The organism is Streptomyces sp. NPDC058045 (genome assembly GCF_042885635.1).
In the GTDB taxonomy this organism is placed as follows: domain Bacteria; phylum Actinomycetota; class Actinomycetes; order Streptomycetales; family Streptomycetaceae; genus Streptomyces.
The window spans coordinates 155,640-171,158 of the sequence record NZ_JBHVRR010000007.1; the positions used below are offsets into that span (position 1 = coordinate 155,640).

Genomic DNA, 15,519 nt, shown 5'->3' on the forward strand with positions numbered 1-15,519 from the left:
GCCCATCACTTGCTCTAGGTCGCAGCCCTGCGCGCCGCCGCCCCCTATCCGATATCGGCGGCTATATCACCGTCCGGACCTGATGGCGCGTCACGGGAGGGTGGAGGTCCGCAAGTGTGCCCCCCCGGTCAGTCCCGCCCGCACTGCGCCAGCCCCCCCAGGGCGTGGGCGCGGGCGTTGGGGTTGGGGGCCTTGTCGGTCAGTTCGATGGTGGTGCGGTACTGCTCGCGGGCCTCGGTTGTTCTGCCTGCGGCCAGGCAGGTGTCGCCGAGGCGGTTGCGGATCTCGACGACCGTGTCGACGGCGTCGGCGTCGACGGCGTCCAGGGCGGAGGTCTGCCGGGCGATCGCGGTGTCGAGGTCGCCGTTCTGGTGGGCCACGGAACCCAGGTGGGCCAGGGCGAGGGCCCGCGAGACGTTGTCGCCGGTGCGCCGGGCCAGGTCGAGGGTCTCGTTCAGGACGGCGGCGGCCTCCTCGGTCGCGCCGATGTCGCACAGCAGCACACCGAGCTCGCAGGTCGACCTTGTCTGTTCGAGTGGGTCCTGGCGCCGTACGGCCACGGCCACCGCGGCACGCATATGGTCGAGTGCGAGGTCGTGTCTGCCCAACTTGCCGTTGAGCACACCCAAGTTGGCGAGCACACCGCCGGTGAGCTGGGTCAGACCGTGCCGTTCCGCGACGTCGAGTGCTGCGCCGAGGTGCCCGGCGGCCTGCCGGTACCGGCCGAGGGACACGGCGCACGCGCCCATCCCGCCCAGTGCCACAGCGGTGTAGTACGGGAGGCGGAGCTCCTCGGCGAGGACGTGCGCCCGGTCGAAGCAGTCCCATCCTTGCTGGTAGGCGCCGCGCAGGCCGTGCACATTGGCCAGCCCGACCAGCAACTTGAGGGACCGGTGCCGGTCGGTCGACGCGGCCAGCGCGACCTCGTGCATCCGGAGGATGTCGCCGAACCAGGACCGCATGGCGTACGGGCGGGCGGCGGCCACCGCGATGTCGGCGGCCGTGTCCGCGTGGCCGGTGCGTGCCGCGTGGTCCACGGCTTCGGCCAGCCCGATCCGGCTGTTGACGAACCACTCCGCCGCGCTTTCCATATCCCGGAACGGCACATCGTCCGGCACGTCCCGCCCCGCACCGGTGAGCAGCGCCGTGGCGGCCTCGACGGCGGTGAGCCGGTAGCGGAGAAGCCTGCCGGGGGCGTCAGGTTCCGGCTGCGCCTCGGCAAGTTGCCTGGTGTAGTCGGCGGCCAGGTCGTGCAGCCGGTAGCGGTCGATCGACACCGCGTCCAGCAGGCTCGCGTCGACGATGTTCTCCAGCAGCCGTTCCGCGGTCTCGGGACGGATCTGCGCGAGCACCGCGACGCTGTAGCGGTCGGGCGCGATGCCGGGGACCTCGCCGAGCAGCCGGAACACCCGCTGTTCCGCCGCGGGCAGCCGGCTGTACGACAACGCGAACGCCGCCGCCACCGTGCGGTCACCGACGCCGAGTTCGGTGAGTCTGCGCCTGCCGTCGGCGAGCTTCCCCGCCAGGTGCCCGAAGGTCCACTCCGGACGATTGCGGAGCCGGGCGGCGGCGATCCGCACGGCGAGCGGCAGCCCGCCGCACAACCGGGCCACCTCAAGCACGGCGTCCGGTTCGGCGTCCGCCCGGTCCTGCCCGACCAGCCCACCGAGCAACGCCGACGCCGACGCCTCGGGCAGCGCGCGCAGGGTGACCTGCTCGTCCGGGTCCAGGTCGGCGAGCCGGGCGCGGCTGGTCACCAGTACGCGGCAGCCCGCGCCGCCCGGCAGCAGCAACCGGATCTGCTCGCGGGAGGCGGCGTTGTCCAGCACCAGCAGCAACTTGGCGTCCGCGGTGGCCGCACGCCACAACGCCGCCCGCTCGTCCAGGTCGTCCGGGATGTCGCGTTCGTCGACGCCCACCGCACGCAGCAGCCGGTGCAGCCCGTCGGCCGAGTCGAGCGGTTCCCGGCCGGGGGTGTGACCGTGCAGGTCGAGGAAGAGGGCACCGGACGGGAAGGACGAGGCGAGCAGATGCGCGATATGCACCACCAGCGCGGACTTGCCGACCCCGGCGATCCCGATCACGGCCACCACACGTGGTGCGTCGGAGGTGTTGGTACTCAAGTACGCCCGCAGCGCTTCGACTTCAGCGTCGCGGCCCCCCAATTGCGGTATGTCCGGGGGGAGTTCATTGCGCACCCGCTGACCCGCGACCATCGCCACGGCCCGCCCGCCGATGGCCGCGTGGTCCTGGCGCAACACCGCCTGATGCAGGGCACGCAGCTCACTGCCGGGCTCCACACCGAGGTCGCCGACCATACGTTCGCGCAGGTCGCGGTAGTCCCGCAGCGCGTCGGTGGCCCAACCGCCGCAGTGGTGGGCACGCATCAGCAGCGCCACCATCGGCTCGTCGTACGGGTTCTCGGCGACCAGCCGGGTCAGCAGGTCGACCGCCTCGGTGGGCCGTTGCTGGCGCAGCCAGAGTTCGGCGAGCGCACGCCACGCGGTCAGGCTCCGGTCGCGCAGCCGCTGCCGCTCCGCCGCGGCGTGCGGGCCGGGCAGCCCGGCGAGCGGCTCACCGATGAACAGCGCGGTGGCCTTGGTGAGCAGGGCCTCGGCGTCGGTGAGCTGTTCCGCGGTCCGCGCCTGCTCCAGCAACTCGTCCAGCAGGGTCGCGTCCACCTCGGCATCCCCGGTGAACTGGTATCCGCCGCGCGAGCCCCGGATCACCTCGTCGGTCGCGCCGACCGCACGCAGCGCGGCCCGCAGCCGGTACATGTACACGGAGACGACGTTGCGCCCACTGGCCGGCGGGTCCCCGCCCCACACCGCGGCGAGCAGGTCCGGGATCGAGCGCGTGATGTGGGGCCGCAACACCAGCGCCGCCAGCACCGCCTGCTGACGGCTCGGCCCCAGCGTCGCCTCGGCACCGTCGTTCCAGGCCCGCATCGGCCCGAGCACACAGAACCGCAACCGGCCGTTCCCGATGGCGACCACCCCCGCAGTTTTCGAACAACGTAGTTCATCTCCCGCGCCCGGGGGCCGGAACGGCCGGTGAGACGACGGTGGACGAGGCGGTGAGACGGCGATGAAACCCTGATGAAACCGGGGTCTTCGCCGGTTGACCAGCAATCTCGGCCTGACAAGCATGGGGCGCCACATCAGCACCGGGCGCCGCAAAAGCACTGAAGGGCGCCACAACAGCACTGAGGAGAACCCGATGACAGGCAGGCATCGCAAACGAACCCGCAGGGGCCCGGTGGCGCTGGCGCTCACCACCGGCGTCGCCGTACTGGGCATGTCACTGTCCGCGGCCGGTACGGCGACCGCCGCGGACCCGGGCCCGGTCGAATCGCAGTCGGTGGACGGACCGGGCGAGCAGAATTCCGATGCGGACGCCGGCCAGATGGACGGCTCCCCAGCCGACCAACTGGCACCCGACGAGAGCCTGTCGAATCAAGCGCCGCCCGCCGACAACCCGCCGCCCGCGGCCGATGCCCCGGCGCCACCCCCCGTCCAGGAGCAGGGCCCGCAGCCCCAGCAGCCCCCGGCCGACAACCCCCCGCCCGCGGCCGATGCCCCCGCGCCACCTCCCGCCCAGGACCAGGCCCCGCCGGCTGAGGACCCGCAGCCTGAGCCCCACTCACCCGGCGGCTACCAGGACGGATCGCCCCCGGTGGAGCCCGGCACAAGCCCCGACGGCGCCCAGGAGACAGGCCAGGATCCGTCGACGGCCGAATCCGACCCGGGCGACGCCGCAACCGGCGTCGGAATCGAGCCGAACGACCAGGACCGGCCGTACCACTCCTCGCCGAGCCCCACCCAGTCGATGATCACGCTCGACGACCACGGCATCGACGACGGCATGTTGGACACCACCCCGTGGGACGGCGATCCGCACATGTTGGACACGACGTCATGGGACCACGACCCGGGAATGGCGGTACCCGAGCTCAACCATGACGGCATGTACGAAGTCCCGCCGTCACCGGAACAACCGAGCTCTCCGAAACCGCACGACGATGACGAGTGGCTGAGAAAACTCCACCAGGCCATCGTGGACGCCCCGCTCCCGCCCAAGAAAACACCGATTCCGATAACAATCGCCAAAAAGGTGCTCGAACACGCCACTGACCCGGAAGTCAACAGAAGGGTCGGCGAAGACATCCAAAACGGCGCCACCCCCGGCTACCCGGGTTCCTGGCCGGCGATAAGAAGCACCGACAAGGACAAGGAGAAGGAAAGGGAGAAAAAGCAAAAAGAGAAAGAACAGGGGAAGTAAGGGAAGTAAGCCCACGCACATGACCGTGGCCCGCGTCCGGGGAACGACGCGGGCCACGGAATCAGAAGGTCACCAGCCGGCGCCGGCACCCTCGATGATCTGCCAGAGACCATTCACGATCTTGGAGCCGGGCAGCCCGAAGGAGTCCAGCACCTTGGCCCAGGCGATCGCATCCCCCGACTGCGACAGGCCGTCCATCACGCCCTTGTAGACCGGGTTGTTGTTCAGAATCTCCCGGGGCATCGGTATGGGGAAGGCAGGCCCGCCCCAGTCGAGCTTCCGCTTGGGCGCGGCCGGGAGCACCAGGTCGCCGACGTTCTCCGCGACGGCCGGGTTGGCCCAGTAGTTGGGCTCGTTACGACCGCCGCCCCCGCCGTAGTCGCCGTGCGCGTCGCCGAGCCGCTGCAACTCGCCGGTGAACGCCACCGCGTTGGAGATCGGGTTGGCGGCGTCACAGACGACGTCGTCCTCGCGGCAGATGCTCGCCACCTTGATGCCCTTGAAGTCACGGGCACCGGGGGTGTGCATCCCGGGACCGTCGGGGGCGACGGACATGATGCCGCCGGCGGGCCCGTGGACGGGGTGCTGGGCGACCGCACGCCGCGGGTCGGCGATCAGGATGCCGTTGAGCAGGTTCTTCGGCACCTCGTTCTTCTGGGCGAGCAGCTCCAGCGCGTCACCGGAGATCAGCGCCCCGAACGAGTAGCCGACCAGCGTGATCCTCGACCCCGGGCAGGCGTTGTGGAAGTCGACGACCCGCTTCGCGAGCGCCGGGTCCGCCACCCGCCTGGTCTCGTCAAGGCTGTGCGGATGCACGCCCGGGACGATCCCGTCCATGTAGAGGAACTTCTCCGTGCGCGCGCCCGCGGGTACGGTCGTATGCGCGTCGTCCCACGTCTTGCCGGTGAGCCCCCTGCCCCTGCCGTCCGTCAGGAGATAGAGGTGACTGCAGTCCTCGGCCACGGTCCGACCGGAGGAGGGCGCCGCGACCGCGGCAGTTCCCGTCCCACCGGCGAGCAGCGCGACTGCCGTCAGCGCCAGACCCGCTTTTTTCAATAAACGCATTTCACCATGCCTTTCCTTCCGCACGTGCCATCACCCGCACGTCCGAGAACATGCGGGTGATGGCACAGAGAATGAACGGGCTCCGCTCAGTCGAGCCCCGATACGGCAGAAATAATCACCGCGCGACGATGCCCCGTCAATGCAGAAACAACCCAGATTCCGCCCCACCCCCCGATTTCATCGTCATTTCATCCCCCGAACCCGACCTCGCCGAGCGGGCCCCAACTTGGCCTACGCCAAGGGGGCGAGCGCCGGCGCGCCTCATGCTCCCCCCCGGCGCCATCGCCTCGCCTCGCCTCCCTCCGCCCGGAGGAACTGTCCGAACTACGCCACCAGGTACGGCGGTTCACCGAGAAGGCCAGGGCGCCAGCGGACGTGGACGCCCACGCCCACCGGTCGGGAGGGGGCACGGTCGGTACGGCGGGAGACAGGTGTTCCGTACCGAGGAGGGGCGCGGACGCCGGGCATTCGCTACCTTTCCGCGCCACTGCACCGGGCCGTTCACCGCAACGCGACGGTTTGGAATTGCCGTTGATACCTGATCGAATGAAAGACGTTGTGAACTGCTGCTGAGAGGCCGGGACTTCTTTAGTCTCATGGTGCACCGCGCTGTTTTTCTGAAAGCGCCGCGCATTTCATCCCCCCATGCAGCACAGAAACGAGGCATTTCTTTTGATGAAACGCTCAGCCAACCGGCTCCTGCTCGTCCTCGGCCTGCTCACAGCTCTGCTCGGCGGATTGACGGCAGGCTCCGCCACCGCCGCCGACGGTCCCCCTCAGCGCATCGTCAACTACCAGACCGGCGGCAGCCTGATGCCGTACTACTACGGCAACAATCCGCGTGACGGCATCCATATCGTGACCTTTGATCCGTCCCTCGCGCGCGGCGGCGACAACTGGACATTCGAGTCCGTCGGCGGCGGTTCCAAAATCATTCGCAACACGAAGACCGGAAAGTGCCTCAAGCCGGGGAAGCCGTACGGTGGCAAGACCCGTGTGGAACAGTGGACGTGCAATTACACGCCGGAATTCCAGTGGTGGCTGACGCCCAGCGGTTTCGGCACCTACAAGATCACCTCGGTTGCCTCGCGTCAGGTGCTCGCGCCCTACCACGGCAACCGGAGCTACGAAGTGGTGGTCTTGGAGCCCGACACGAACATCGCCAAGCAGCGGTGGTCCATCAACCCGCTCTACTGAGGCCGCCGAGGCCCAGGAGATGACCAGCCTGTGCCCGGCCCGCGCACCGCGCGGGCCGGGCGCGTCGGCGTCACTGTTCGTGCAAGAGCCGGCCGTCGACCGGCGCTGAACGGCGTGTCTCGGTCGCCCGCTCTTACTTGATCTCCCCGATTCGGCTGGTCAGCGGCAGGTGCGGAGGCCGTCAAGGACGATGGTGGTGAGACCGCGGGCGAGGTAGGCGACGGAGCGGCCGCAGCCCGCGTCGTACCACTCGATCAGAGAGTTGACGGTGCCGAACGGCAGTCGGCTGCTGAGCCACGGCTCGATGTCGGCGCGGACGGCGCCCTTCGCGGCGGCCTGGGCGAGGTGTTCGCCGCGCAGCGGCGAAATCGCAGCGCCGGGCCAAGGTGCGATCTCTGCCCGGCCGCCCGGTACGCATCCCGGAGAGCGCCGTCACCGAGTACGCCGAGGCCCGCCCCGTCGAACCGCCCCGCCGCCGTATCCGCACCGGCACCCACGCCAATGTCCCGTACGGGAAGGCGGCTTGATGGCAGCACGCAAGCCCCAGCACCGCCGCGAGTTCGGCACGGCGCGCCGACTCCCTCCAGGCGATGGCAGGCCCGGTACGTCTGCCCGGACGGGGAGCGCCACACTGCCCCCGATACCTTCGACACGAAGACCGACGCGCAGGCCTGGCTCACCTCGTCCGGGCCGAGATCGAACGCGGGCACTGGACCGAACCGGACGCCGACGCGATCAACTTCCAGGAGTACGCGGCCCGTTGGATGAAGGAGCGCGGTCTGGCACCGACCACGGCCGACCGCTACGGCGGCCTGCTGCACCTGCACCTGCTGCCCGTCTTCGGCTCCGTGGACCTCGACGAGATCACGCCGCCCTCCGTCCGCACCTGGCGGGCCGAGCGGCTCAAGGCGACCGGTGCCACCACGGTCGACAAGTCGTACCGGTTACTCAAGGCGATCCTGCGGACCGCGGTCGACGACGAACTCCTGCGGGCCAACCCGTGCCGCATCAAGGGCGCCGGCCGGGAGGACGCCGACGAGCGACCCACCGCCACCGTGGAGCAGGTCTTCGACCTGGCCGATGCCCTGGGCCCGCGCTGGCGGCTCATGGTCCTGCTCGGCGCCTTCGCCTCCCTCCGCCCGGAGGAACTGGCCGAGCTCCGCTGCCGCAGCGTCGACCTCGACGAAGGCTCCCTCCGCATCACTCAGGCGTCCCCGGAGCTGACGAACGGCAGGAGGGTCACCGGCGATCCCAAGTCGAGGGGGGCAGGCGGACCGTGTACCTACCGGACTTCGTCCTGCCGGAGCTGCGCCGCCATGTGCAGTGGTTCGCCGAGAAGGAGCCGGATGGCCTCCTTTTCGTCGGGGAGAAGGGAGCCCCGTTCCGCCGGAGCACCTTCGGGCGGTACTGGCGCAAGGCCCGGGTGGTCGTCGGACTGCCGGACAACTTTCGGTTCTACGATCTCCGCCACACCGGCCACACCCTGTCGACCCGGTCCGGTGCGACGCTCAAGGACACGATGGTCCGTGCGGGGCAGTCCTCGGAGAAGGCCGCGATGATCTACCAGCACTCGGAGGAGGAGAGGCAGCAAGAGGTGGCCGGAATGCTCGATCGCAGCGTACGGAAGGCCCGCGGTGCCGTGGCACGGACCGTGGCACAGAAACCAGATGATCAAGCATCTGGCACGGATCTGGCACGCGACGACTGAATTGGACTAGACAACAAACAAGGCCCGGGTCATTGACCTGGGCCTTAACAATGGAGCGGGTGACGAGAATCGAACTCGCGCTCTCAGCTTGGGAAGCTGATGTTCTACCATTAAACTACACCCGCGAAACGGACCGGATGAACCGGTTACGTAACGTCGCGTACTCTACCCCATCGCTGGCCCCCGGTGCTCAGGCCGGGGGCTTTCGTGTGGGCTTGGGGTGGTTTGGTGGGATGGAGGGCAAGGGCGGAACGGGGTGGACCCCTGTGTGGGGGGCGGGAGTTGGGGCGTAGCGTGAGGGGTGGCCGGAGTGGTGGTGGGAGTCGGAGTGCCGTCTGGAGAGGCGTCTCTTTCATCCCGTAACGTGGCTTTTGTTGTCACCAGTTCGGTTCGTGGGGAAGGGACTCGACGACTTGATGCAGCAGTACACCGTCGTCCGTTGTGCCGAGGGGCACGTGTTCAGCACCGCTTCGTTCCCGATGCAGCAGGCCGATCGGCTCGGGCCCGGAAGGCTCATCCGCTGTCCGAGGTGCCATCGCCTCCGCAACGCCGTACCGGTCCCCGCCGGAAAGCGGTAGGAGCGGGAGTAGAAGTAGCGGAGCGAGAGCGGTAGGCGGGCGTTCGGCGTCCGTGGCGCGCGGGGTTGTCGCAGTGGACTGATTGCGAGGGCGCCGCGCGCTCTGCGTATCCTCGGGGCGTGCTTCTCTCAGACAAGGACATCCGGGCCGAGATCGACGCCGGACGGGTACGGATCGATCCGTACGACGAGTCGATGGTGCAGCCCTCCAGTATCGATGTGCGGCTCGACCGCTATTTCCGGGTGTTCGAGAACCACCGCTACCCGCACATCGACCCCTCCGTGGAGCAGACGGACCTGACGCGGCAGGTGGAGCCGGACGGGGACGAGCCGTTCATCCTGCATCCCGGCGAGTTCGTGCTGGCCTCCACCTACGAGGTGATCACGCTGCCCGACGATCTCGCCTCGCGGCTGGAGGGCAAGTCCAGCCTGGGGCGGCTCGGTCTGGTGACGCACTCTACGGCCGGTTTCATCGACCCCGGTTTCTCCGGGCACGTCACGCTGGAGCTGTCGAATCTGGCGACGCTGCCGATCAAGCTGTGGCCGGGCATGAAGATCGGCCAGCTCTGCATGTTCCGGCTGACCTCGCCGGCCGAGCACCCCTACGGCTCGGAGCGTTACGGCTCCCGCTACCAGGGCCAGCGCGGGCCGACCGCCTCGCGTTCGTACCTGAACTTCCACCGGACGCAGGTGTGAGCACCCCCGACCCCGGGCCGCCGGGCCCGGCCGAGACCACGGAACCGAGTACCACATGAGCAGCAGCGGCACCGCGCGCGAGAACCTCACCTACGAGACCTTCGGCACCGCCGTCCGGGAGCTGGCGCAGACCATCGCCGACGACGACTACCAGCCGGACATAGTCCTCTCCATCGCCCGCGGCGGCGTCTTCGTCGCCGGCGGCCTCGCGTACGCGCTGGACTGCAAGAACATCCACCTGGTGAACGTCGAGTTCTACACCGGTGTGGGCACCACGCTCGACATGCCGGTGATGCTGGCGCCGGTGCCGAACGCGATCGACTTCACCGACAAGAAGGTGCTGATCGCGGACGACGTCGCGGACACCGGCAAGACGCTGAAGCTGGTGCACGACTTCTGCCTCGACACGGTCGCCGAGGTGCGCTCCGCCGTCATCTACGAGAAGCCGCACTCCCTGGTGAAGTGCGAGTACGTGTGGAAGCGGACCGACCAGTGGATCAACTTCCCGTGGTCTGTGCTGCCGCCCGTCCGCAAGGCCGGTACGCCGATCACGCCCTCCAAGGACGCTCTCTGAGCCTCCCCGACTCGGCGCCGTCCGGCGCCAGTTGACGGATTCTGAGCGCCCGGCGCGTCCGCTGCCCACGCGGCCGACGCGCCGGCTGCGTGACCGTCGAGACCACGTGGCCGCCCGACGCCGGCCCGGCTCTCCCTCTCCCCTCCTTCCCCTTTCTCTCTCCCTGTCCTCCTCCGCTCCTTCGCCGTACCCGCTCACGCCCGTGGGGCCGCGAATACTGCCTGCTTTTCCGTGGACAGGTTGATCACGCAATTCGTTGTCGCCACGTTGACGGCGTGTGCGGGAAATAGAATTTCCTCGATCATTTTTCTTGGGGAACTCGCGTTCGTGGTCCCTGTTTTCTTTTCTGGCGCCATTCGGCTGATGTGGCGGGGTGTGTGGTCGCGTGTACTCTGCGCGCATATCGCCGAGGGGGCGTGGGTTCGCCGTCAATCGGAGTCAACCATTTTAATAAGGTTGACGTAAGCCCGGGTGAGTGAAAGTGCCCCGCCTATTACGGCATGTGGGTCACCATTCCCTGCGTGTTTCCCTACCTCTACCCTGCCGAAAGGTTGAAGGATTTGGGCTGCTTCTGAACCACGAACAGCGAAAGGTAGTTCACTGATGAAGGCTTTCCGGGGCCTCGTTGTAGGGCTCGTGACCGGGGCCCTGTCCCTCGGCGGCGTTGCGCTTGCCAACCCGTCCGTTCTCCCCTCCCACCGAGCGTTCACTCCCCCCACCCACGATGGCAAGGGCCACGACGGCAAGGGGCACGACGGCAAGGGTCACAAGGGCGGGGGGCACGGCAACGTGCACAACTCCACGTCCGTGAACCTGGACCACAACTGCAAGGGCGGCACCTTCGGGTACTGCACCCAGAACGCGACGTTCAACCCGACGGTGACCCTGATCCCCATTGGGATCATCGGGGGCAACAACGCCAACAACGAGAACCACGAGAACCACGAGAACCACGAGAACAACGCCAATAACGAGAACAACGAGAACAACGCCAACAACGAGAACAACGCCAACAACGAGAACAACGCCAACAACGAGAACAACGCCAACAACGAGAACAACGCCAACAACGAGAACAACGAAAACGGCGAGAATAACGCCAACAACGAGAACGGCGAGAACAACCAGAACAACGAGAACAATCAGAACAACGAGAATGGCGAGAACAACGCCAACAACGAGAACGGCCAGAACAATGGCAACGGTCAGAACAATGGCAACGGCCAGAACAACGGAAATGGCCAGAACAACGGCAACGGCCAGAACAATGGCAACGGCCAGAACAACCAGAATGGCCAGAACAACCAGAACGGCTGACAGGGTCGCCTGTTGACGTCGGCCCCTGTGGCTTGAGGCCCCTGTCGGTGGTTGCCGCTGAAATTGCGGCCGTCATCTAGGGGCGTCGGCAAGGGGCAGGGGGCCCTGGTGTCGTCCTGAGGGGCGACGCCGGGGCGCCCGCCGTACGCGAGGTACCGAAGCGGCGCTCGGCTCTCCGCCGATGCACATGCCGGTGAGACGGCAGATCACGAGGATCATGATGGAGCAGTTCACGAAGACGACGGTCGACTCCGCGCCGTCCGGGAAATCCGGCGTTCCAGGTGAATCGCCTGGTGTGTCAGAGGAGTCCGGCCCGGCAGCGGAACACGTCGAATCGTCCGCCACTCCCGAAAAGGACGCTGAGGGCAGCGTACCCCCGGCCGAAGGAGAGGGGCGGGATGCCGGCAGGCCCGTTCGGCTCACGAAATCTCTGGCGGTGCTGGCGGTTGCGGCCGTTGTTCTGCTGGGCGCGGCGGTCTGGCACATCGGCATGGTTTTCCTGACTCTTGCGCCGGACAGTTCCGTGACGCAGAAGTATCAGAAGTCGATCAACGGCTATATCTATCCGGAATTCGGGCAGGGCTGGCAGATGTTCGCCCCCAACCCGCTGGCCCAGAACGTGGCGATCGGTGCACGGGTGAAGACGCTCGGAAGCGACGGCACCCGGCACACATGGGGTTGGGAAAATCTCTCATACCCGCATGTCCAGGCCATGAGACACAATCTGGTCCCCAGTCATCTGGACCAGAACGTGCTGCGCCGGTCCTGGGATTTCTATACACAGACGCACAATCAGAAGGAAAAGCCGACGAACGGTATGCGCAGTGAGCTTTCCACGGAATATCTGACGCGACTCGCGCTGCAGAGCTTCGGCCGCCGGTGGAACGGTGAGCAGATCGTCGGTATCCAACTCGCCAGTCGTACCGTCGCCGTTTCCCCGCCGAAATGGAAAGGGCAGAAGGCACCGGACACGACGACGTACAGGATTCTGCCGTGGTGGCCGGTCGAGGCGAAGTTCTACAAGGAGCTGTGACGTGAACGAAAATCGCAAGGCGGTGGCGGTCGCTGTTCCGGCGCCCAAGTCTCCCGTGGACGGCGTCACCGCGGCCCGGCCGCCGTCGGCCCCGGTGTCACAGCCGCCGGCGACCGAGTCTCCCGTCCCCCGGGCCGGGCTGGGCGAACGTCTCGTCGGGAAACTGTCGCGGTTCATCGCTTTCGCCTGCCGCACCCATTCTCCGTACCAGGCCGCGGTCATCCGGATCGGATACGGATTCTTCTTCACCTGTTATCTGCTGCGGGAATGGCCGAACCGCGGGGTGCTCTACGGTGAGCGCAATCCGTGGTCGCTGCCCATGTCCAGGGCTCTTATCGGGGATACCCACGCATTCACCGTGCTGACCTGGATGGATGGCCGGTTGTGGTTCGAATTCGTGTATATCGGGGCGATCGCGGCCGGTGTGCTGCTCATGCTGGGCTGGCGGACCCGCGCCATCGCGGTGCTCTTCATGGTGGGGGTGCTCGCGATCGAGAACCGCAGCCCCTTCGTGGGCGACGCCGGTGACGACATCATCCGCATCATGGCGGTGTACCTGGTCTTCACCCGCTGCGGCCAGGTCTGGTCCCTGGACGCCCGCCGCCGCGGACTGCGCGCCGGGGAGGCGCGGCAGGACCGGGCCGGGGTCGCGCTATGGGCCGTCCTCGCGCCGCCGCTGCTGTGGGCGTCGTTCGCGCACTGGGACGGCTGGCTCGGGGTGTTCTGGGTGATGTGGGCCGTACAGGGCCTGTGGTTCGCCGGCAACCGGTGGGCTCCCCGGCACGCGGTGCGCTCGCTGCTGGACTCCGGCGGCGCCATGCTGCACAACTGCGCGATGCTGGTCATCGCCGTGCAGGTCTGCTTCATCTACGCCTCGGCGGGCCTGTACAAGAGCCAGGGCACGAAGTGGCAGGACGGCAGCGCGGTCTACTACGCGATGCACCTGGACCTCTTCCGCCCCTGGCCGTGGCTGACCGAACTCTTCTCGGCGAACATGCTGCTGGTCTTCGTGCTCTGCTACGCCACGGTCATCATGCAGATCTCGTTCCCGTTCACGCTCATGTACCGCAGGGTCAAGAACGTGCTGCTGGCGATCATGATCCTGGAACACCTCGGGATCGCGCTCATCCTCGGCATCCCCTTCCTCTCCCTCGCGATGATCGTCAGCGACGCGGTCTTCCTGCCGACCGCCCTCCTCCTGTGCACCGAGGGCCGGTGCGCGGGACTGGTACAGCGGTTCCGCGAGCGGTCGGGACGGCACACCGGCGGGCAGTGCCTCGAAAGTGCGTGAACCTGCCATGGACGACCCCCACCCCACCCGGCTCCGGCCGCTGCTCGTCTACGACGGCGACTGCGGTTTCTGCGCCGCCTCGGTCCGCTTCGTCGAACATCGGGCGCGGCCCAACTGCACTGTCGTCGCTTGGCAGTTCACCAACCTCGACGCACTCGGCGCCACCGAGCGGCGGGCGCGGCGGGAGGTGCTGTGGGTCACCCCGACGGGCACCGTGTACGGCGGTTCCAGCGCTCTGGCGAAGGCGCTGCTGAGCGGCGGGGGCCGGTGGTGGCACATCCTCGGCGGTCTGCTGCTGACCGCCCCCGTCCGACCGTTCGCCCGCGGTGTCTACCGGCTGGTCGCGGCCAACCGCCACAAGCTGCCCGATGGCACGACGGCCTGCCGGGTGGGCGCGGGACCGCCGAGCCCGCAGCGGTAGCGGGCCGGACGCGGTGAGGGCCTGGTGCCCGTCCCTCGGGGGGACGAGCACCAGGCCCTCACCGTTGCGCGTACCGCTCAGAAGGTGCCGAGCTTGACGATGGACAGCAGCGCCACCAACTGGATCGCGGAGGCGCCGAGCGCCTTCGGCCAGGGAAGGTCGTGGGAGCGGCTCACCATCATCGTCAGCAGGGCGCCGGCCCCCACCCAGGTCGCCCAGCCGAGGAGCTGCACCAGGGACTGGTCACCGCTGAGGAACATCGCGAAGACCAGCCGCGGGGCGTCCGTGAGGCAGGCGATCAGCATGGACAGGCCGACGGTCGGCTGCCAGGCGCCGTCACCGCCGAGCTGGCGGGCCAGGGTGTGGGTGACGACACCGAGGATGAAGTAGCTGAGGACGATCGCCACGGCCGTGGTCAGCACGATCGGGATGGCCGAGGAGAGGGTGGCGTTGATGGCGTCCCGGCGGGCGTCGTCGAAGCCGAAGACGGCGAGCAGGCCGTAGAGGAAGGTCACGGTGAGGGCGGGGCCCCACATCGTGTAGTCGCGCATCCGCAGATAGGTCTGCTGCGGGCGCAGTACCACACCGCTCAGCAACTGCTTCCAGTGCAGCGGCGGCCCGACGGGCGGCGCGGCGGCCTGCCCGGCCCGGTAGGTGTCGCCCTGGCTGTACGGGTCCTCGCCGACGGAGAACGCCTGGGTGTGGCCCGGGTTGTTCGCCGCGTACGGGTCGGGTCCGCGCGGGGGCCGGCCGTCGCCGAAGTACTCCGGCTCGTCATAGCCGCCGGCGGCCTGCGGCCACTGGCCGCCGGGTCCCTGCTGGGGATAGCCGCCGCCCTGCCCGGGGCCCGGCCGACCATAGCCGTCCGGCCTGCCGTACGGGGGCGCGGCGGGGCCGCCGTACGGTGCCTGCCCGCGGGGTGGGGCCTGCTGCCCGTACGGCCGCTGCCGCGGGTCGTTTTGCGGTCGCTGCTGCGAGGTGCGGTTGTCCCGGCCGCGTCCGATCCTGAATCCAGCCACGCCTTCGAACGTACCTGGTCCTCGGGAAGCGGGGGCGGGGCCGGGGAAACGGGGGTGCCATTGCGGCCGAGCTGTGACATCCCCTAGGGGGTGCGGCGGGGGTGACCCGGAGGGGTCGGCCCTCCCCGGACGGTCTGCTGAACGCCCTTCGGGGGGTGGGGAGTTGGCGGCCCCTCGGCGGGACGGTGCGTGGCTACTTCACCGGTTCCGGCTCCGGAGCGCCCTCGGAGTCCGCCGCACCGGCAGGGTCTGCCGGGGTCTTGACGGAGTCGAGGAGGAGTTGGGCGACGTCCACGACCTGGATGGATTCTTTGGCTTTGCCGTCGTTTTTCTTGCCGTT

Annotated in this window: 12 protein-coding genes, 1 tRNA gene and 1 pseudogene; 10 read left to right on the plus strand and 4 right to left on the minus strand. The window is 68.3% G+C overall.

Annotation, left to right across the window (positions count from 1 at the left end; translation table 11 throughout):
* Window positions 1-128: 128 nt before the first annotated feature.
* Window positions 129-2,996 carry a BTAD domain-containing putative transcriptional regulator gene (locus tag ACFVST_RS07145; RefSeq protein ID WP_390147685.1) on the minus strand — a complete coding sequence of 956 codons (2,868 nt, stop codon included), beginning with the start codon at window positions 2,994-2,996 and terminating at the stop codon, window positions 129-131.
* Window positions 2,997-3,120: 124 nt separating this feature from the next.
* Between ACFVST_RS07145 and ACFVST_RS07150 the strand changes: the two genes are divergently transcribed.
* Window positions 3,121-4,281 carry a hypothetical protein gene (locus ACFVST_RS07150; protein WP_390147687.1) on the plus strand — a complete coding sequence of 387 codons (1,161 nt, stop codon included), beginning with the start codon at window positions 3,121-3,123 and terminating at the stop codon, window positions 4,279-4,281.
* A 69-nt stretch (window positions 4,282-4,350) separates the two neighbouring features.
* Here ACFVST_RS07150 and ACFVST_RS07155 read toward each other — a convergent pair whose 3' ends face one another.
* Complete coding sequence (locus ACFVST_RS07155; RefSeq protein ID WP_390147689.1) at window positions 4,351-5,346, minus strand: cutinase family protein; 996 nt, start codon at window positions 5,344-5,346, stop codon at window positions 4,351-4,353.
* A 645-nt stretch (window positions 5,347-5,991) separates the two neighbouring features.
* On the opposite strand from ACFVST_RS07155, the gene ACFVST_RS07160 reads away from it, so the two are divergent.
* The 3 genes and pseudogenes from ACFVST_RS07160 (at window position 5,992) to ACFVST_RS07170 (ending at window position 8,251) form a co-directional block, all read left to right on the plus strand.
* The gene (locus tag ACFVST_RS07160) at window positions 5,992-6,543 is read left to right on the plus strand and encodes an RICIN domain-containing protein (protein ID WP_390147691.1); all 552 of its coding nucleotides are present in this window, start codon (window positions 5,992-5,994) and stop codon (window positions 6,541-6,543) included.
* Window positions 6,544-6,929: 386 nt separating this feature from the next.
* A complete protein-coding gene (locus ACFVST_RS07165) occupies window positions 6,930-7,070 on the plus strand; it encodes a hypothetical protein (protein ID WP_390147693.1) in 141 nt (46 codons plus the stop codon).
* Window positions 7,070-8,251, plus strand: a pseudogene (locus ACFVST_RS07170) (tyrosine-type recombinase/integrase). Before ACFVST_RS07165 ends, ACFVST_RS07170 begins: the two are co-directional and overlap by 1 nt.
* Window positions 8,252-8,302: 51 nt before the next feature.
* Here ACFVST_RS07170 and ACFVST_RS07175 read toward each other — a convergent pair.
* Window positions 8,303-8,376 (minus strand) — tRNA-Gly (locus tag ACFVST_RS07175).
* A gap of 572 nt (window positions 8,377-8,948) precedes the next feature.
* Here ACFVST_RS07175 and dcd point away from each other — a divergent pair.
* From dcd to ACFVST_RS07205, 6 genes are all read left to right on the plus strand, one after another.
* Window positions 8,949-9,524 (plus strand): dCTP deaminase, encoded by a 576-nt coding sequence (gene dcd, locus ACFVST_RS07180; protein WP_390147695.1) that lies wholly within the window; start codon window positions 8,949-8,951, stop codon window positions 9,522-9,524.
* A 55-nt stretch (window positions 9,525-9,579) separates the two neighbouring features.
* Window positions 9,580-10,098 (plus strand): phosphoribosyltransferase, encoded by a 519-nt coding sequence (locus ACFVST_RS07185; RefSeq protein ID WP_390147697.1) that lies wholly within the window; start codon window positions 9,580-9,582, stop codon window positions 10,096-10,098.
* Window positions 10,099-10,701: 603 nt separating this feature from the next.
* Entirely contained in the window at window positions 10,702-11,415 is a 714-nt protein-coding gene (locus ACFVST_RS07190) for a hypothetical protein (RefSeq protein WP_390147699.1), read from the plus strand.
* Between the two features lie 217 nt (window positions 11,416-11,632).
* A complete protein-coding gene (locus ACFVST_RS07195) occupies window positions 11,633-12,448 on the plus strand; it encodes a DUF5819 family protein (protein ID WP_390147701.1) in 816 nt (271 codons plus the stop codon).
* A 1-nt stretch (window position 12,449) separates the two neighbouring features.
* Window positions 12,450-13,739, plus strand: a complete 1,290-nt coding sequence (locus ACFVST_RS07200) for an HTTM domain-containing protein (protein WP_390147703.1) — start codon at window positions 12,450-12,452, stop codon at window positions 13,737-13,739.
* 7 nt (window positions 13,740-13,746) lie between these two features.
* Window positions 13,747-14,160, plus strand: a complete 414-nt coding sequence (locus ACFVST_RS07205; protein ID WP_390147705.1) for a thiol-disulfide oxidoreductase DCC family protein — start codon at window positions 13,747-13,749, stop codon at window positions 14,158-14,160.
* 77 nt (window positions 14,161-14,237) lie between these two features.
* Here ACFVST_RS07205 and ACFVST_RS07210 read toward each other — a convergent pair whose 3' ends face one another.
* Window positions 14,238-15,179, minus strand: coding sequence for a Yip1 family protein (locus ACFVST_RS07210; protein WP_390147707.1), 942 nt, complete (start codon window positions 15,177-15,179; stop codon window positions 14,238-14,240).
* Window positions 15,180-15,519: the final 340 nt, after the last annotated feature.